The sequence below is a fragment of the Pseudoalteromonas sp. 2CM39R genome, from assembly GCF_023161845.1.
This window is the reverse complement of record NZ_JALNTM010000017.1, coordinates 32927-50945: the sequence shown is the minus strand read 5'-3', so window position 1 is coordinate 50945 and position 18019 is coordinate 32927. Positions and strand designations below refer to the sequence as shown.

Here is an 18019-nt window from a genome sequence, read left to right as displayed (position 1 = left end):
CTCCTAGTGTGCGTGACTTGCGCCGCTTTTTAAAATGTCGGCTTTGATCACATAGCTATTGGTTGTGACGTACTCGTTACCTGGGCTTAAACCCGCGATCACTTCAACCCACTCGCTACTTTTTGCGCCTAAAGTAACAGGGCGTACTTCAAATACACTATTTTTACGCACAAACACACTCGTCATACCATTAAACTCTTGAATAGCCTCAGGCTTTACACGCACGCGGGCATTAACTTTATCGATACTGACATCACTATTAACATGCATACCTGGACGCCAATGACCATCTGGGTTATTAAGCTCAATACGGGCACGTGCAATGTGCCCGCCAGTCATCATAGGTGCTATAAAAAACACCTTACCTTGGGCATTTAAATGATGATGTAAATCGTAAACGATAGCGCTTTGACCAATGGCTAGGTTTTCAATATTTTCAGGAAAGGCTGAGAGCTCAACCCATACTTTATCAAGGTTCACGACTTGCATTAGCGCACGAGCACTTGCCAGTTCGCCACGCTTTAAATATTGTTCGGTTACCACACCGCTAATAGGGCTTTTAATGCTGTAGTTTTGCAAAGTTTCGCGATTGGTGACGCTGGCCAGTACATCGCCTTTTTGAACGGTTTGACCAATACTGACAAAAATATCGCTGATCAATCCGGTATATGGCGCCATAATTTCTACTGTGCCATGCTGTGTCGGTGCAATAACACCAAACAGCGTGTCGGAAATATCAACCTCGCCACTTTGTGCTATCTCTGTTTTAATGCCCGCACCTTTAATTGCTCGCTCGCTAATCACAGTGCGGCCTTCGTGCTGAGAGTACTCAAAGGTAACGCGCTCACCTTTATAATTGGCAGTAATCAAAAGCTCAAATGAATGTGGTTCATTTATAGGTTGCGTGCTAACAAGGTAGCCATTCTCACGGGTAAATTGTATTTTTTGTGGCGCTTCTACTAAGCGTTTTAAGTTCATTTCTATACTTAAATCGTTTATATCTACCGGCTGTTTTTGCTCATAACCATATACGCGCAGCTCAACTTTACCTGCCAATTCTTGCAGCTTTAACTCAAGAGTGAGCTTTTCGTTAGTTAATAAAAAGCCGCCGTGTGGACCTTGTTTTTGGGTTTGCTCTGTTTGGTCATGTTCTGCTGAGGCAAATACATGTGTGCTTGTTAAGCTAGCTACAAACGAGAGAAATACTAATAATGCGATAAAAGTGTTGTTCATGATTGAAAAGTCTCAGTTAAAGATTGGCCAGTTAAACGCTCAAGTGCGAGATGGGTCTGATATAACGCTGCATATGTGTTAATCAACGCGCGTTTAGAGTCAAAAAGAGCTTGTTGAGCATCGAGCAATTGCAACACCGAAATTTGTCCGCGTTGATAGCTTTTTAAACTTTGCTCAATGAGTGTTTGGGCTTGGGGAATAACTTGCCCAGATAACAACTGTGCCTGTAATGTCTTACCTTGGTAATAGGCATACAAAGTACGAACTTGCTGACGTAATTGAACCCGTAACAGTCCTTGCTGCTCACGTAACAATGCTAACTGACTGTTAGCGGCTTCAATATTACCGCTATTTGAGTTACTCAATTGCAACGGCATTGAAAACGAAAACAGCAACGAACTGGTATTGTTTTGCTGGTTGTAGCTCACGCCTGCACCTATATTAATATCGCTTTGCCCATTAGCTTTTTGCAGCGTTAAGTTGGCCGCTTGCTGTAAGTATTGCTGCTGTAACATAGCAAAATCAGGCGCTTGGTTAACCGCATCAAGTAACCCTTGCTCAGAGCTAAGCGGCATTAATGTATTAATATTCCCAGCTAAATCCGTGTAATCATGTTGCTTATTCCATAGCTCATTGAGCGATAAACGTGCTCGCTCAAATTCGCTATTTAGCTTAGCTTTATCAAGCTCAACTTGGCTAAGCGCATAACGCATACGGGTTACATCCGCTTGCGATACAGCGCCGGCATCAGCTCGTTGCGTTATTGCTTTAAGTGCTTGGCTTACAACCTGATGTCGTTCGCTATTGAGAGAAAGTAAAGTTTGAAATTTAAGCGCCTCGTAATACCGCTCACCAGTGGTTGCCAATAAGGCTAAACGAGTATTTTGATATTGTATTGCTTGGGCTTTAATGTTTGCCGTAGCGTAATTTATACGGCTTTGGCGTTTATCTCCAAGCTCTATAAGCTGGCTAAATGCCAAGGTTATTTCAGCGTCTTGCACACCACGTGCATCGTTTGTCCCCAGCAGATTTTCAGCTTCTATATTTAAGATAGGGTTAGGCGAAAGTGCAGCTTGAGATTTAAGCGCGCTGAGTATTTTTTGATGATAAGGGTAGCGTTTTAATAGCGGATTTTGTTGCTCGGTATTTATCAACGCTTGTTTTAGAGTTAGTGTTTTAACATTTGCAAACGCACTAAAAGCAGGCAGCGTGCACAGCATCACCACCAACATAATTGATTTTTTATTCATATAGCTTGTCCGTTTTTAATAAACAGAGTTCACTTGCAAACCATTCACAACCTACGCAAAAGATAGCGACAGTGTAAATTGCTCAGCAATCTAAACATGCCTATAACGGCCCATAAAACACTTATGTGTAGGCAGCTAAAAGCACAGTAATTAATTGAAATTAAATTAAGAACTAGCTAAATGAATTCGGTGGCGGTACGTCTGGTGGATAATGTAAGCCGTGATAGCATATCGCTAAAGTTGGTTTACTTTTCTCGGGAGTTATTGAGTGATTTGAGCTGTGGCTATAACCACTGTGGCAATGCTGGTGAGCATGTATTTCTGTTGTTGGGGCATTATCGCTATCATCAGCAGATGAACCTAGTTGCGATAATGAGCTATTTACGTGGTCAACGTCTTCTTGTAAATGGTACGCGGCGCCGTCACAGCTTATAAAGCTATGCACAAGCACAAGTAACATTACAATTAAAAAACGATTTGAACGCACAGTTAAACGAATTCCCTATTGAAACACACGATTAGATAAGCTCATTACTCATCTAAATATTATTTTCTTCAATACTGTACCTGAAAACATCAAAAAAAGTAATGCAGCAAAATAAAATTTTATTTCATTCAATCTTATTTTGCTGCAAAAAGCCGCTAACCAATGTTAGGGATCAATATTAACCGTTATTAAGCAACCGCTTGCTCTAAAATTTCACGGCTTTCTTTTAACGTAATAGCTTGGTTTTCTCCAAGGGCAACCATGCCATGCGCTTCAAGCTTGCCAATAATATTATCAATGGCAGCCGCTTTGTCATCACCATGCTCAGTAAGCTCAGTTGCTACGTCAAGGCTGTGGTAAAACGCTTCAATCGCTTGAATTGTTTGCTCTGCTAAATCGTCTGTTTGTGCAAGACCAAATACGTTTTTGCCCATTTGTTCTAGTTTTGCTTTTTTAACTGCAAATTGATTTCGCAGTAAAGAAGGCTGAACAATAGCCAGTGAGCGGGCATGATCAACACCATAGGCGGCTGTTAATTCATGACCAATCATGTGGGTTGCCCAATCTTGCGATACGCCAGAACCAATTAAGCCATTAAGTGCTTGGTTAGCTGCCCACATAAGATTTGCACGCCATGCATCGTCTTGGCTTTCAAAGTTATCACCCAATGTTTTAAGCGCTTTTAACAGTGCCTCTGCATAACCTTCTTGAACAAGTGCACCTTCTGGGAATGTTAGGTACTGCTCACAGGTATGTACCCATGCATCTACTAAACCATTTACAAGCTGGCGCTGCGGTAATGTTTTCATTACATCAGGGTCCATAATGGCAAATTTTGGTAATACTTCTGGAGATGCAAACGGTAGTTTTTGCTTCGTTGCTTCTTTGCTTACTACTGAATTTTGATTAGACTCAGAACCGGTTGCAGGCAATGTAAGTACCGCACCAATAGGTAATGCGCTGGTAATTGTATGCTTACCTGTAGGGATATCCCAACCTTCGCCATCATATACAGCAGATGCTGCAATGTATTTAACGCCGTCAATTACAGAGCCGCCGCCTACACCTAATACGAAATCGATGTCTTGTTCTTTACAAATTTTTACTGCTTGGTCTAGCACTTCAATTGTTGGGTTGGCACCTACGCCCGAAAACTCTACCCAATCAAAACCTTCAAGTGCTGCTGCAACTTCATCGTACACGCCGTTCTTTTTAATAGAACCGCCACCGTACACAACTAATACTTTTTGATCTTTTGCGATCAAATCAGTAAGTGCGGCAATTTGTTGCTGACCAAATTGAATTAAAGTGGGATTTACGTAGCTAAATTTCATTATTTTGCTCCTAAAGGGGACGGTTAATTACTAAACACTTTATCAATTCTTAAACAAATAAAGTGTTGATAGATGCATAATAATGGCATAGCGCATATATAAAAAGCCTAATACCTGTCAAAAGCTTGCCTAAAACTATCAGCATTGTTATTTTATGCCAAATACCGTTAATTTAAGCTGTTCTTATGACGACCATCGCCACTTTGTTACAACAATACGCAGAGCATAATAAATTGCTCAGCTTTGAAGGTACCATGGAAACTATTATTCCAGGGGTGTACTTTCATCGCGCCACCAAAAGCTCAGCGCGTCAGCCGCTTATTTATAATTCAGGTATTATTATTGTTGGCCAAGGACATAAAGTTATTCACTTTCCTGAGCATCAAATACAGTATGGTGCAGGCGATTATTTAGTACTGGGAGTGCCAGTACCACTAGAATGTGAAGCGTTTACTGATAACGATTTACCAGTAATGGGGATAGCAATTGATATAAACCCAGCCATGCTGCACAAACTGGTTAACCAAATGATGCAACATAAGCCTATTTTAACTCCTTTAACACAAAGCGGAGCCGTACAAAGCGCCACTTTAGATTTAGCTATGGAGCAAGTTACCCATCGACTGTTAACAGTGTTAAACGATCCGCTTGAGGCTGAGGTATTTGGTGACGATATAGTTAAAGAATTAGTATATAGGGTGCTGTGTGGCCCTCAAGGCAACACTTTAATTGGACTTGCAATGCACGATGGCCATTACGCACGCATAGCGCGTACCTTATCAACATTACATAGTGATTATGCAAGCCCTATTACCGTAGAGCACTTAGCTGAAGAAGTGAACATGAGTGTGTCATCTTTTCATCGTGCCTTTAAACAAGTTACGTTTGAATCCCCTTTGCAGTATTTAAAAAAAGTGCGTTTAGCTAAAGCAAAAGAATTAATAACCACCTCTGGCAGTAAAGCAAATGAGGCCGCATTTAAAGTAGGTTACACCAGTGCGTCACAATTTAGCCGTGAGTTTAAACGCCATTTCAACAAAACCCCCAGTGAAATACATGTGTGATTAAAACTAACTTACTTTTGCGCAAGTTATTATTTAAATACTTTATCATTAGACTTTGTTAATATGACTTAAAAGTATTCGTCTACTTAGTAATGATATATCGTACGATATGACAAGGAGTTTTTAGCATGTTAGGCGCTCAGGTGGTTAGGTTTAGCATTTTTATATGCGCTTTTGCTATGCTATTTAGTAGCGTTACTTATGCGCAAGAACGTTGTCAGCTCAGCTCAAGAGCAACCAATACTTCGGTGTCTTTATCCAAAGAAGTTGCCTCAAATATTAAACTTAAAAATGGTATTAATCATCTTGAATTAAGCTGTAACTTAAAGCAAGGCGGGGTATTTTCATTTACTCGCCCTGCACTTAAAGACTTTTCGTGGCAGCAAAATTCAGCATATAAAACACCTTTAAAAACCAATCAGGTGGCAATTTTAATGGACCCAGGCGTTTTTACTGCACAGCTTATGATTACCACTTCTGCGGCTTATACCCCACGCTTTACTTGGTCAGATACACAGCCTTTTGTCGAAAAAATTCAACGCTACAACCTTATTTTTGGCATTTTTTATGGTCTTTGCGCCACGCTTATTTTTTATGCACTAATTATAGGTCACGGCATAAAAGACCCTCTTTTTAAACTGTATGGCATTTATATTTTTTGCATCGCTAGCTTTATATTCTTTCAAGAAGGACAGCCTTATTTATTTAAACAACAGCACTACTCTGCGTACGTTAGCCATTTTTATACGTTAAGTATCGGTTTAACTATAGTGAGTGCCACATGGTTTATGAGCGCTATATTGGAGCTACCTAAATACTTTCCTAAGATAAGTAATACACTAAAAGTAGCCGCCTTATGCGTACTGACTTTATGCTTACAAAAAATAGCGCTCGATCTACCACTTATAACCAATATTACCTCTGCAGTAACAGGCTATTTATCATTATTTATTGTCATCACTATTTTTATCCTCAGCGCCATACAAACAAAGTACGGTGTTAATGAAGCAAGCTTGGTATTTATAGCACTGGCAAGTGTGTGTATTAGTATGATTTTTAGGGTACTACTAACCGATTACAGCCCGTTCATTCAACGCTATGGATTTGTTATTGCGTTTACAATTGAATCTTTATTACTTGCTATTGCCGTCGGTAGACGAATTCAAAGATTGAGTTATGCAAAAAAACAGGCTGAACGACACGCTAACTTTGATCATTTGTGTCATATATACAATCGTCGCGGATGGAGCTTAAAAGCAAACGACTTACTAGCAGAGCATAAGCAACGAGGAGGCGTTTTGTGCTTTTTATACATAGATTTAGACCGTTTTAAAGCAATTAATGATACTTATGGTCATGATGTGGGCGACAAAGTACTGTGCAAAGTTGCAGAGTCTCTTAGTCAACATATGCGCAGTGAAGATGCCGTTGGTCGCTTAGGGGGCGATGAATTTGTGGCCATGGCATTGTTTAATAGCAACGAAAAAATTAACCAGCGAGTTAACACCTTAGAACAAAAATTAAACCAGTTAACTATAGAGCATCAGGGCCATACCATTTCTATTTACGCCAGTGTTGGGCAAACTAGCTATACTCAGCCACCTGATAACTTAGACACAGTTTTAAAAGCAGGTGATGAAGCAATGTATAAACAGAAATTGGAAAGAAAGGCAAAGCAAGCTGAAAAAATAGTAGCAGCCGCCGTTTAAAAGCATAAAAACGTGAGCTAGCCAGTAAGGCTAGCTCTGCTATAGCCTTAGCTTAACCCTTTTTAAATAGAACCTCAGGATTAACCATAGTTTTCATTTCGAGCACGTTACCGTTAGGATCTTCAATAAAAAACGTTTCTTGTTCAAACTCATCACCAACAAAACGACGGTAAGGTTTATCTAAATATTCAAGACCGGCATCAGCAATACGTTGCTTTAATCCTTGAAACTCACTTTCTGATAAATGAATACCAAAGTGTGGAACAGCCACTGCACCCATATCAACATCATGACGTACCGTAGGTAAACGCTCAACACTTTGATGTAGAGTTAATTCGTTACCCCAAAAATCAATGTCTACCCATCGTCCCGCTTCACTATTGCCGGTTTTACAGCCGAGTACGTCACAGTAAAACGTTTTCGCTTTTTCAAGATCGCCAGCGGGGATAGCCAGATGTAAACAGTTAGACATAAATTACCTTAGGTTATAACTTTTAATATATGAAATATGCTGCATTATACATAATTTGCAATTTATAGAACATTAACAGTGTTATTTTTAGTCATTCATTGCGTATCGCTAATTTTCAACAGTAATAATTCACCTTTTAGCTGCGGTTTATCGATTTTAGTCTTAAATATCAGTTTTTAACTATTAAAGCTAAAACTGATACATTATGATGTGCGCGCCATGACTAAATTCATACTTTTAAAATTCATCACTTTTTTTATCGGCTGCTTGTCGTGTTTTTTAATGCATACCACATTCGCATTGCCTATTGTTGTATCTGCCGGTTTAACGGGGCTTATCGGTTCATTTATTCCATTCCCTGCAGATTACAAAAACCATCCCTATTCAGCTATTTATGCAGGCAGTTTTGCCGGTATGTGCTCCACTAGTTTAATTAATGAATACTGGGAAATTGCGATTATTTCTGCCATTGGTGCTGTTTTATACACACTCACCATTAATGTATTTGCGGGGTTTGGCGGACGATTAGGTAGCATTGCATTTGCTAGCGTCGCCTTATTTGTTTTGGCCAAGGAGTTAGTAATATGACGCTTATTTATCCGCTACTTGCTTTGCTAGGGGCGTTTTTAACCTTTTACTTGGCTAAACATAATCGCTTTGATGGGATCCGAGCCTCTGCAGCTCTATCGATTATTGCCTATTTGATTTTTGCGCAGCTGAGCCTTAACGCTGAGCTATATAGCATCGTCTTTTTTGGCGGCACATTTATTGGAATGAGTGCTCCCCACCGTTTTGGTGTGTATACGCTTGCCAGTTCAGCAATTATATTTTCACTGTTTTTTGCCTATCTAGTGCCTATTCTTGATGGTTTTGGTGGCGCTTTGGGAATTAGTGCATTTCTATCTGTGTGTATTTGCCATGTATTTATTTTACTTGGCGCACCACGCAGTAAAAAAACTAAAATTTAAACGTTTTCTTGAATAAAAATTCAATAAAATCTTACACCTATTAAATTGTATAAAAATAACCCATGTTTTTTTGATCAACACTGTTAATAGCTTCGTAGAATTCACAAAGCTGTAACACTGTAACATTCGATTAAAGGAACAATTATGAATAAAGTATTTAAGCTCGGTGCTATCATACTTCCCTTGTTACTTATTCAAGGCTGTAGTAGTGATGACGATAACAACGCTCCAGTAACTGTAGACCCACAACCTGCCGTCTCAGTCTTTGACGCCGCACAGGACTCTGAAGAGTTCACCACTCTTGTTGCAGCACTAGAAGCAACCGGTCTAGATGAAACTCTCGATGATTTAACTACCAGCTATACTGTATTTGCCCCTACCGATGATGCATTCGCTTTATTAGGCGAAGAGACCATTAATAGCTTATTAGCTGATACAGACACCCTAAGTTCTATTTTAACTTACCATGTGATCGCTGGCAGAGTAGACGCGCAAACAGCTATTGGCTTAGCGGGCAGCACTGTAGAGACTGTTAACGGGCAAAACATTGCTTTATCTTTAAATGGTGAGAATTTATTAGTAAATACCAGCACAGTAACAATGACCGACATTGTGACCGACAACGGAATCATTCATGTTATTGACGCGGTGCTCACACCAAAAACAGTGCCAGAAACAGCACCAACTAATAATATCATTGAAACAGCTCAACAAGCTGGCAATTTTAGTACATTACTTGCTGCTCTTGACGCTGCATCCCTTACTTCAGCACTTGCCGATGAATCATCAGAATTTACCGTATTTGCCCCTACGGATGCTGCATTCGAGGCAATTGGTAGCAACTTTTTAAACACGTTACTGGCTAATCCCACCGTTTTAGCCGATATTTTGAAGCAGCATGTGCTTGTAGGATCAGTTGATTCTGTTACTGCAATGTCTCTTAACGGTCAATCAGCAGAAACGCTACTTGGCAATACCCTTCCAGTGGCGATAAACGCAGAAACAAACATGCTATCGTTTGGCGGAGCCAATATTGTAGTAAAAGATATTATGACCACTAATGGTGTCATTCATGTAATTGATTCGGTTATTATTTCTGATGTTACTTTACCTCAAAGTACTAACACAATTGCTGACATAGCGAGCGCTGATGGTAACTTTACGACTCTTCTCGCGGCTCTAACAGCAACAGGCTTAGATACACTAGTTGCCGACCCAGATAATACTTTTAGTGTATTTGCTCCTACAGACGCTGCATTTGCTGCACTCGGTCAGGATACAATTAATGCGCTACTAGCTGACACAGATACGCTTCGTGATATTTTGCTGTACCATGTTTTTCCTGACGCAACAGTTTTATCAGATGACGCAGTAAGTATTGCCAATAGTAACAGCAACAAGATAGAAATGGCCAATGGCGACATGGCAGCTATTTCTTATGTAGACAGCTCACTATTTATCAATGATTCAGCAATCACAGAGGCAAATGTAACCGCCAGTAACGGCGTTATTCATGTATTAAATAAAGTGATTATGCCACCGGCAGAAGTTGGGACTCCGACTAAAACAATTGCTACTGTGGCTACTGAAACACCCGCATTATCTACTTTGGTCACTGCACTACAAGCAGCATCACTAGTAGATACCTTTAACGATACCACTCAATCATTTACGGTATTTGCACCAACAAATGCTGCATTTAGCAAAATTCCTACGGCTGATTTAGAGGCTTTATTGGCTGATACGACAGCACTAACAGGTGTACTGACTCAACATGTTTTAGGCGCTCAAGTAGGCAGTACTGATGCGTTTGCAGCCAATGGTAAAACGGTGACCACCCTTGCTGATAACATGCTAAGTGTAAACGTTGTAGACTTTACCAGCACAGAAAACACAGCAACAGACAGCATTGCTTACGATTCAACTAATAATCGTTTAGTAACGGGTATGGCCGACGCCATGCCAGGCAAAACAGTTTATGTATTTGATAATGATTTAGGCGAGGCAATGAGCACGTGTGAAGCAGCTTGTGCAACAACGTGGCCACCGGTTCTTGGTACTGCAGCATCAATTGAAAATGTGCCAGGTTTATCGTTAATTGCTCGCTCAGATGACAGCATGCAAGTCGCTTATCTTGGTCGTCCTTTATATACCTTCTCAGGTGATACGGCAGCAGGTCAGAATAATGGCCAAGCTGTGAACGATATTTGGTGGCAAGTAAGCTTACCGGCTACATCATTACAAGTAGCGGGTAGCAATGTAACAACTACTGATATTTATACAAGTAATGGGGTTGTTCACTTAATAGATACAGTGATCACAACGGCCAAATAAATTAAATTTTACTGTGAGATAAGCTAGGAGTGATGCTATTTACTCCTGGCTTTTTTTATTCAAAAATAGGCTTATTTATTACTACTTTGAGAACTTGTTGGATAACCAAATACCACTTTTAATTTAGCTTTTAACCCGTTTGCCCTGTAGGTACTTTTAACGAGATGCTGCCACTGATGAAAAGTAATTTTAATCGGGTTATTACTGTGTAGTTGGCCAATAATTCCGTATTTACAAGGCTTGTTTTCATCCTCTTCTACATATGTGCCAAATAACTTATCCCAAACAATTAGTACCCCTGCAAAGTTTTTATCTAAGTAGCCATTGTTAATAGCGTGATGAACCCGATGATGTGATGGAGTATTAAATACGCTTTCAAACCAACCCAGCTTTTTTACCACTTGGGTGTGAACAAAAAATTGATATGCCAAATTAAGGGCAACCACAGCAAAAACAATCACCGGCTCAAAACCAAGTAATATCATAGGCATCCAAAACAGCCACATACCCGCGAGCGGATACATTAAACTTTGTCTAAACGCAGTAGTAAAATTCATTTTTGTAGAGCTATGATGTACGACATGAGCGGCCCATAACCAATGTATATGGTGTGATGCACGATGAAACCAATAATATAAAAAGTCTTGCAATACAAAGGCACTTAATACGGTCAGTACCGTCAATTCAATATCAAATAACCGAAACTGATACAGCCAGTAAAAAAACGGCATTAGTACAATTAACGCAATAGCATCAGCACCTTGGTGTAATAAAGCCAGTAACGCATTGGCAAAGCTGTCTTTTATATCGTAGTAACGCCTAAATTTAATAAACTCAATAGTAACAAACAGTAAAAAAATAGGGCTCAGTGCGAGTAAAATAATTTCAATGCTCATACAACACGCTCCTGAAAATAACGGGCTATTTTTTTAAGTGCTTGACTAACATCTTTTTTTATAAAAAAAGCCAGTATAAAATCGGGTAGCCATAAAGGTGCAACGCAGCGAATATGGTAATTAACCTCAGTGAGCGATGGTTCTTTGTTATTAGCATTTAAGTAAATATCACCACGATGCTGTGCAACGGGCTTGCTGCCTATAATACGGTAACTAATATGACTGTTATCTGCAGCTATTATTTGCTCTTTAAAGGTAGTGCCTTGCATTTTAATTTCTCTAATCGTGCCTTTCCCGCCAGTTATTTCACCCGGCTCTTGTGGTGTTAGTAGTGTAAAGTGGGCATTAAAAAACCGTCCTAAATCGGCATGTGCTAGTAGTACGCTGCGTATTTGTTCCGGCGTTGCTGCCACAGTACGCTTAACCTTTATTTTTACCATGACCTTCACCCTATTATTTTTATAGATCACTAGCATATAAAAATATGCCGTGGCAAACTTGCGATTAGATGACTATTTTTTAGCTTTAGGCGACAAATGAAAACCTTAGCCGATCATTACTTTTGTAGCTGTTTGGATTATCTTGAAGCCAAGGGCTTAGATAGCCAAGTGGCTTTAAGCGCTATTGATTTTAACGAGTATACCAATAAACAGTCACAACAATTGGCGCCGCGTATCAGCTTAAAAAGCTACAATGCGTTGCTTGGCTATGCACAACAGGCGTTAAACGATCCCTTATTTGGCTTTGAATTAGGAAAACAAATACGCACCGCTGATTTTGGTGTATTGGGGTATTTAATTGAATCGAGTACTAATTTAGCCAGTGCTATTACTGCACTACTTAATTACGACAGCCTAGTGGCTAATATTGGTCGCGCCAAGTTTGAGCAACAAAAAACACGGTGTAAAGTAACCTGGGTAGCCGATCCGCAATGTAGTTCACAGGCTGTTTTACGAAATATGACCGCTTGGGTCAGCGTGGTACGCCAACTACTTAATCCTGAGCTTTCACCTAGCTGTGTGTATTTTTCAACACACTTTTCAAACACCGAACAACACAGATTAACTAATTGGTTTAATTGCCCAGTAAAAGCTGGAGCTAGCTTTAATCAAATCGAGTTTCCAAGTAATTACTTAACCCTGCCCTTTAAAACCGATAATAGCCAAATCAACGCAATGCTTAAGCAAATGTCAGAGCAACAGCTATCCCAGTTTAAAAGTCAGCAGTTATTATCAGAAAAAATTAATCATATTTTAATGTCAAAACACGACTTACAAGATTGCTCTTTACTTAGGACAGCTGCGGCCTTAAATATGACGCCACGCACAGTACAGCGCCATCTAAAAAAAGAAAAAACCACGTTTGCCGCGTTGCTTGAAGCAGAGCAAAAACGACGTTTATTAACTTATATTCCCCACTATTCATTAAATAAAATCGCATTTATGCTGGGATTTAACGATCAAAGCTCTTTTAATCGTGCTTTTAAGCGCTGGTATCATTGCTCACCTCGCCAATTTATAAAAAACAATAATTAAACACTCCATTTACTTAAAAAACACACTTACCATATACCTTTTTACTAATTTTATTTACACTAGCCTCATGATATTGCTTTAAAGACAATTATTTATGCTTTTGCGTATGATGTTAACTGTTTTTGTATTGATTTTTTATAGTGCGTTCTGCAACGCCACTCCTGTTACCTTTATCGCTGAAGATTTACCGCCTTATCATTTTAAAAACCCTCAAGGTGAAACACAGGGCGCGCTGGTCGATATAGCTAAAGCAGTATTAAAAGGCACCGCTTTAACCGCAAAGTTTGAAATAATGCCGATGGCGCGCATGTTTCAACAGCAACGAGCCAATCCTAATGCCATTATGCTGTCACTGCTAAAAACACCAAACAGGCATCATCAATTTAAGTGGTTGGGTAAAGTTTACTTTGCAGACGCATACCTAGTTAGCTTACGCAGCCATAAAGATGAAGTGATTCATTTAAACTTCGCTAAAGAATACAAAGTAGCTACGATCCGCGGCTACTCTGCGCAGGCCTATTTAGAAGCCAAAGGTTTTACTGAAAATGAAAACCTAGTATTAGTCAGTTATTACCAGCAACTCTGGAAAATGCTATATAAAGATCGCATCGACTTTGTTGTTACTAATACGCTCACACTTGAAAACGAATTAAAACGTACTGGGCTCGACCCTAATTTAATTTCAAAACGCATCCACTTAGATGAGTTACCTTCTTCTTTGCACTTTGCAGCCAGTAATCAGCTTGACTCACACACAGCAAAAATTATTAGCGATAGGTTAAATGCCATAAAGGAAAGTGGTGAATATCAGCAAATTTTAAATAAATGGCAACTCCCTATGCCAAAAAAACTTTAATACTCAGTGGGCAAGGTATTCTGTGCTAGATAATTTTTTAATGAGATAAACAAAGGTGCGGGCAAGTCATTAATATCGCACCAACGCCACTGTAAACATTTGTGAGGCTCTTTATTTATAACCTCTCCGCCTTCATAGTCTGCTTGCACATATAAGGTAATATAATGTTTGTTCTCTGCGCTAAAAATATCGTTGGTAAAATCGAGTTTACGAATATTAGTAACATTGAGCCCAGTCTCTTCTACTACTTCACGCACAGCGCATTGCTCAACCGTTTCGCCAAATTCTAAATGCCCTCCAGGGGTTGCCCACGTATTTGCGCCATGTGCGCCTATCCGTTCACCGAGTAAAATTTTATTATCATGCATTACTATTACTGCAACGCCTACTCTGACCATTTGATTCATTCTTATATCCATTTACTCTTCATTAATTACTGAAACATTTTACATTAGTTGGAACTTTTTAGTTCTATACAATCATTACGTTGGCCAAAAACTAAAAGCATCGCTTACTATTTAACCGACCATAGTCGAATATCACTGCTGATAAAAAGCGCTTAGTTTAGTTAGATTAAATTTTACTCAGGAGCCTTTATGTCAGGTGAATATAAACAACATTACAACGAATTTAAACAAGACCCGGCAGCGTTTTGGTTATCGCAAAGCAAACGCCTTCCTTGGTACAAGGCTCCAGAAACAGCATACACACAAGATCAAGAAGGACTGCACCACTGGTATCCAGACGGCCAACTTAACAGCTGTTTTTTAGCCGTAGATCAGCATGTCATCGCTGGGTATGGTAATGAAACAGCGTTAATTTATGACTCACCGGTTACCAATAGCAAACGCAGTTATAGCTATTTACAACTGCAGCAAGAGGTCGCTAAATTTGCAGGGGTAATGCAGTCTTTAGGAGTGACTAAAGGCGATCGCGTAGTGATTTATATGCCCATGATCCCCGAAGCCGTAATTGGTATGTTGGCATGTGCCCGAATTGGCGCTATTCATTCTGTTGTATTTGGCGGTTTTGCAGCGCATGAATTAGCGGTACGGATTGATGACGCCAAGCCCAAATTGGTACTCAGTGCCTCCTGCGGTGTAGAAGTTAATACTGTAATTGAGTACAAAGAATTACTCGATAACGCGGTTGAAGCTGCTAGCTATAAAGTTGAACACTGTATTATTTATCAGCGTGAGCAAGCCACCGCACCGCTTATGCCCGAACGTGATATTGACTGGGCTGTTGCAATGCAAACAGCCACACCGGTTGATCCCGTTGCGGTCAGTGGCGATCATCCGCTTTATATTTTATACACCTCTGGCACAACAGGGACACCTAAAGGTGTGGTGCGTGAAAATGGCGGCCATGCGGTTGCTATGCATTACAGCATGGAAACCGTCTACGGCATGAAACCCGGTGACGTATTTTGGGCCGCCTCTGATATTGGCTGGGTAGTGGGTCATTCGTATATTGTGTATGCGCCACTTATGTATCGGTGCACAACTATTTTATTTGAAGGAAAACCGGTTAGAACCCCCGATGCCAGTGCTTTTTGGCGCGTAGTAGAAGAATACAAAGTGAATGCCCTATTTAGTGCCCCCACTGCGTTTCGCGCGATTAAAAAAGAGGACCCCAATGCCGAAGGATTTAAGAAGTATGATACTTCTAGTCTGAAACGATTATTTTTAGCCGGAGAGCGTTTAGACCCACCTACCTACGATTGGCTCAAAGAAAAAACAGCTTTACCAGTACTTGATCATTGGTGGCAAACAGAAACCGGCTGGGCAATTGCGTGTAACCCTGTTGGCATTGAACACCTGCCTACAAAAGCGGGAAGCTCAACAGTTGCAACACCTGGATTTGATGTACGAATTTTAGATATGAATGGGGATGAATGTGCTCCGAATGAACAAGGCGCGGTTGTTATAAAGCGACCTTTACCACCGGGATGCTTACCGACAATTTGGCAAAATACGGCTCGTTTTAAGGCTGGTTATTTGGCTGAATATGAGGGCTACTATTTATCTGGTGATGGCGGTTATATTGATGACGATGGCTACCTCTTTATTATGGGTCGCACCGATGATGTGATTAATGTCGCAGGGCACCGTCTATCCACCGGTGAAATGGAAGAAATTGTTGCCGCGCACCCAGCTGTGGCTGAATGTGCAGTATTTGGTATTAGTGATGCGTTAAAAGGGCAAAACCCAATGGCGATGGTGGTGCTAAAAAATGATTTTCATGGCTCACATAAAGAGGTAGAACAGCAATTGGTGCAAACCGTGCGTAATCAAATTGGTGCTATTGCGTGCCTTAAAAATATTATGTGTGTAGAGCGATTACCAAAAACCCGTTCTGGCAAAATTTTACGTAAAAACCTGCGGCAGTTAATTGATGGTGAAGAACTGCAAATTCCATCAACCATAGATGATCCAAGTATTTTTGAAGAACTCAGCCAGCAACTCGAGCATGGTAAACTGTAACTACATAATGTAAAAAGTCTTAAATAGACTTTTTACATTGCAGCTGCTTAACTAACAATCAGTAATTAATAATAGCGTCCTTATGGAGTATTAATGACAGGAACACGCGCACAGCTGCGAGATTTTTTACTGCAATGGTTTGGCGATTATTTTCCGGGAAGCCCATTTTTATGGTACGACCTGATTGTATTGGCTTGGATTGCGCTATTTGCATTAATATTACACCTCATTTTAAGGCTGGTTTCTCAGCGTTTAGTTAAAAACCGCTTTAGCGAACAAGCTGCGCAACCCGATAGCAAAAGTCCTTTATATTCAGCAAAAAAGCTCGCTCGTAATATCTCATTTGTTTTACAAGGAGCGGTCGTTGTTATTCAGGCGCAACTGTGGGTACCCGAAGGCACCACTTTTTTGTATTTGATTCAAATGATCACCGATCAGTGGATCATTTTATTTGCCTTACTTTCGCTATTTTCTTTACTGGATATATTTCAAGCAATTTCCGATAAGCGCCCCTTGAGCGCTCACTTTCCGCTGCGCGGCTTTTTGCAAACAATTAAGCTTATTGCCAGTGTATTAACTGCCATTTTAGCCGTTTCGTTATTGATGAATAAATCACCGTTAATTTTACTAAGCGGCTTAGGCGCTCTGTCTGCGGTGTTATTACTGGTATTTAAAGACGCTATTTTAGGCCTAGTAGCAGGTATTCAGCTCTCTGCCAATAATATGCTGGCGGTAGGTGACTGGTTAGAAATGCCTAAGTACGGTGCAGACGGTGATGTTATTGATATTGCGTTAACCACGGTTAAAGTAAGAAATTGGGATAAAACCATTACCACCATTCCTACTTATGCCTTGATCTCCGACTCATTTAAAAATTGGCGCGGTATGTCAGACTCTGGTGGACGCCGGATAAAACGCAGCATTCACCTTGAAATGAGTAGTGTGCACTTTTTAGACGAAGCCGCAGTTGTTGCCCTTAAAAAAGCCGATTTACTAAGTGAGTACCTTGAAAGTACGCTATTGGTTATTGAGGAGCAAAACATCACTAAAAAAGTAGATATGAGCTGCACTTTAAATGGCCGCAGGCTAACTAATGTGGGTACATTTCGTCACTATTTGGTCGCGCTATTAAAACAGCACCCACATATTCATCAAGGTATGACCTTAATGGTAAGGCAATTAGCGCCAACAACCCAAGGTTTACCTATTGAGATTTATGCATTCACTAATACCACCAATTGGAGTGAATATGAAAATATTCAGTCAGACATATTTGATCATATATTAGCGGTTTTACCCGCCTTTTCATTACGTGCCCATGAAGCTCCAACAGGAAGCGATATTCGCCAACTAATTAAATAACCTGAACTCTGGATAATAGGTTTAATTAACTTA

17 protein-coding genes are annotated in these 18019 nt (G+C 40.1%); 9 read left to right on the top strand and 8 right to left on the bottom strand.

Translation table 11 applies throughout. From position 1 onward, the window contains the following. Positions 1-3 precede the first annotated feature (3 nt). The 4 genes from MTF66_RS28725 to MTF66_RS28710 all read right to left on the bottom strand — a co-directional run bounded on the left by MTF66_RS28725 (position 4) and on the right by MTF66_RS28710 (position 4304). Entirely contained in the window at positions 4-1233 is a 1230-nt protein-coding gene (locus tag MTF66_RS28725) for an efflux RND transporter periplasmic adaptor subunit (RefSeq protein ID WP_138622521.1), read from the bottom strand. After that, a complete protein-coding gene (locus tag MTF66_RS28720) occupies positions 1230-2483 on the bottom strand; it encodes a TolC family protein (RefSeq protein WP_138622523.1) in 1254 nt (417 codons plus the stop codon). Before MTF66_RS28720 ends, MTF66_RS28725 begins: the two co-directional genes overlap by 4 nt. 172 nt (positions 2484-2655) lie before the next feature. Beyond that, a complete protein-coding gene (locus MTF66_RS28715; protein WP_010387596.1) occupies positions 2656-2970 on the bottom strand; it encodes a hypothetical protein in 315 nt (104 codons plus the stop codon). A 188-nt stretch (positions 2971-3158) separates the two neighbouring features. Further along, positions 3159-4304, bottom strand: a complete 1146-nt coding sequence (locus tag MTF66_RS28710) for an iron-containing alcohol dehydrogenase (RefSeq protein ID WP_054201862.1) — start codon at positions 4302-4304, stop codon at positions 3159-3161. Positions 4305-4489: 185 nt separating this feature from the next. Between MTF66_RS28710 and MTF66_RS28705 the strand changes: the two genes are divergently transcribed. Together MTF66_RS28705 and MTF66_RS28700 are read left to right on the top strand one after the other, a co-directional pair. Beyond that, a complete protein-coding gene (locus MTF66_RS28705; protein ID WP_109874170.1) occupies positions 4490-5368 on the top strand; it encodes an AraC family transcriptional regulator in 879 nt (292 codons plus the stop codon). Between the two features lie 128 nt (positions 5369-5496). After that, positions 5497-7077, top strand: coding sequence for a diguanylate cyclase (locus MTF66_RS28700; protein ID WP_248529379.1), 1581 nt, complete (start codon positions 5497-5499; stop codon positions 7075-7077). Positions 7078-7129: 52 nt separating this feature from the next. Here MTF66_RS28700 and MTF66_RS28695 read toward each other — a convergent pair whose 3' ends face one another. After that, on the bottom strand, positions 7130-7549 hold the full coding sequence (locus MTF66_RS28695) for a VOC family protein (RefSeq protein ID WP_010387589.1): 420 nt from the start codon (positions 7547-7549) through the stop codon (positions 7130-7132). Between the two features lie 282 nt (positions 7550-7831). Between MTF66_RS28695 and MTF66_RS28690 the strand changes: the two genes are divergently transcribed. From MTF66_RS28690 to MTF66_RS28680, 3 genes are all read left to right on the top strand, one after another. Beyond that, positions 7832-8137, top strand: a complete 306-nt coding sequence (locus MTF66_RS28690; protein ID WP_054201964.1) for a hypothetical protein — start codon at positions 7832-7834, stop codon at positions 8135-8137. After that, entirely contained in the window at positions 8134-8517 is a 384-nt protein-coding gene (locus tag MTF66_RS28685; protein WP_010387586.1) for a hypothetical protein, read from the top strand. Before MTF66_RS28690 ends, MTF66_RS28685 begins: the two co-directional genes overlap by 4 nt. A gap of 144 nt (positions 8518-8661) precedes the next feature. Continuing rightward, positions 8662-10851 carry a fasciclin domain-containing protein gene (locus MTF66_RS28680; RefSeq protein ID WP_054201865.1) on the top strand — a complete coding sequence of 730 codons (2190 nt, stop codon included), beginning with the start codon at positions 8662-8664 and terminating at the stop codon, positions 10849-10851. Positions 10852-10922: 71 nt separating this feature from the next. Here the strand turns inward: MTF66_RS28680 and MTF66_RS28675 are convergent, their stop codons facing one another. Both MTF66_RS28675 and MTF66_RS28670 read right to left on the bottom strand, forming a co-directional pair. After that, complete coding sequence (locus MTF66_RS28675) at positions 10923-11747, bottom strand: sterol desaturase family protein (RefSeq protein WP_138622532.1); 825 nt, start codon at positions 11745-11747, stop codon at positions 10923-10925. After that, a complete protein-coding gene (locus MTF66_RS28670) occupies positions 11744-12187 on the bottom strand; it encodes an SRPBCC family protein (protein ID WP_054201867.1) in 444 nt (147 codons plus the stop codon). The genes MTF66_RS28675 and MTF66_RS28670 overlap by 4 nt, the downstream gene beginning before the upstream one ends. Before the next feature lie 96 nt (positions 12188-12283). Between MTF66_RS28670 and MTF66_RS28665 the strand changes: the two genes are divergently transcribed. Together MTF66_RS28665 and MTF66_RS28660 are read left to right on the top strand one after the other, a co-directional pair. Continuing rightward, on the top strand, positions 12284-13282 hold the full coding sequence (locus MTF66_RS28665; RefSeq protein WP_138570381.1) for an AraC family transcriptional regulator: 999 nt from the start codon (positions 12284-12286) through the stop codon (positions 13280-13282). Positions 13283-13376: 94 nt separating this feature from the next. Continuing rightward, complete coding sequence (locus MTF66_RS28660; RefSeq protein ID WP_138622534.1) at positions 13377-14138, top strand: ABC transporter substrate-binding protein; 762 nt, start codon at positions 13377-13379, stop codon at positions 14136-14138. Here MTF66_RS28660 and MTF66_RS28655 read toward each other — a convergent pair. After that, entirely contained in the window at positions 14135-14545 is a 411-nt protein-coding gene (locus tag MTF66_RS28655) for an NUDIX hydrolase (RefSeq protein ID WP_138622536.1), read from the bottom strand. The two genes, MTF66_RS28660 and MTF66_RS28655, sit on opposite strands and share 4 nt — an antisense overlap. Positions 14546-14734: 189 nt before the next feature. Between MTF66_RS28655 and MTF66_RS28650 the strand changes: the two genes are divergently transcribed. Next, positions 14735-16624 carry an AMP-binding protein gene (locus MTF66_RS28650; protein ID WP_138622538.1) on the top strand — a complete coding sequence of 630 codons (1890 nt, stop codon included), beginning with the start codon at positions 14735-14737 and terminating at the stop codon, positions 16622-16624. Positions 16625-16717: 93 nt separating this feature from the next. After that, positions 16718-17986: a mechanosensitive ion channel family protein gene (locus MTF66_RS28645; protein WP_138622540.1), complete on the top strand. Its 1269-nt coding sequence runs from the start codon at positions 16718-16720 to the stop codon at positions 17984-17986. The last annotated feature ends 33 nt before the right edge of the window (positions 17987-18019 follow it).

Bases quoted from the DNA above. Each gene is read 5' to 3' on its own strand.
- MTF66_RS28725 (WP_138622521.1), bottom strand. From the start codon at position 1,233: ATGAACAACACTTTTATCGCATTATTAGTATTTCTCTCGTTTGTAGCT.
- MTF66_RS28720 (WP_138622523.1), bottom strand. From the start codon at position 2,483: ATGAATAAAAAATCAATTATGTTGGTGGTGATGCTGTGCACGCTGCCT.
- MTF66_RS28710 (WP_054201862.1), bottom strand. From the start codon at position 4,304: ATGAAATTTAGCTACGTAAATCCCACTTTAATTCAATTTGGTCAGCAA.
- MTF66_RS28705 (WP_109874170.1), top strand. From the start codon at position 4,490: ATGACGACCATCGCCACTTTGTTACAACAATACGCAGAGCATAATAAA.
- MTF66_RS28700 (WP_248529379.1), top strand. From the start codon at position 5,497: ATGTTAGGCGCTCAGGTGGTTAGGTTTAGCATTTTTATATGCGCTTTT.
- MTF66_RS28695 (WP_010387589.1), bottom strand. From the start codon at position 7,549: ATGTCTAACTGTTTACATCTGGCTATCCCCGCTGGCGATCTTGAAAAA.
- MTF66_RS28690 (WP_054201964.1), top strand. From the start codon at position 7,832: ATGCATACCACATTCGCATTGCCTATTGTTGTATCTGCCGGTTTAACG.
- MTF66_RS28685 (WP_010387586.1), top strand. From the start codon at position 8,134: ATGACGCTTATTTATCCGCTACTTGCTTTGCTAGGGGCGTTTTTAACC.
- MTF66_RS28680 (WP_054201865.1), top strand. From the start codon at position 8,662: ATGAATAAAGTATTTAAGCTCGGTGCTATCATACTTCCCTTGTTACTT.
- MTF66_RS28675 (WP_138622532.1), bottom strand. From the start codon at position 11,747: ATGAGCATTGAAATTATTTTACTCGCACTGAGCCCTATTTTTTTACTG.
- MTF66_RS28670 (WP_054201867.1), bottom strand. From the start codon at position 12,187: ATGGTAAAAATAAAGGTTAAGCGTACTGTGGCAGCAACGCCGGAACAA.
- MTF66_RS28665 (WP_138570381.1), top strand. From the start codon at position 12,284: ATGAAAACCTTAGCCGATCATTACTTTTGTAGCTGTTTGGATTATCTT.
- MTF66_RS28660 (WP_138622534.1), top strand. From the start codon at position 13,377: ATGCTTTTGCGTATGATGTTAACTGTTTTTGTATTGATTTTTTATAGT.
- MTF66_RS28655 (WP_138622536.1), bottom strand. From the start codon at position 14,545: ATGAATCAAATGGTCAGAGTAGGCGTTGCAGTAATAGTAATGCATGAT.
- MTF66_RS28650 (WP_138622538.1), top strand. From the start codon at position 14,735: ATGTCAGGTGAATATAAACAACATTACAACGAATTTAAACAAGACCCG.
- MTF66_RS28645 (WP_138622540.1), top strand. From the start codon at position 16,718: ATGACAGGAACACGCGCACAGCTGCGAGATTTTTTACTGCAATGGTTT.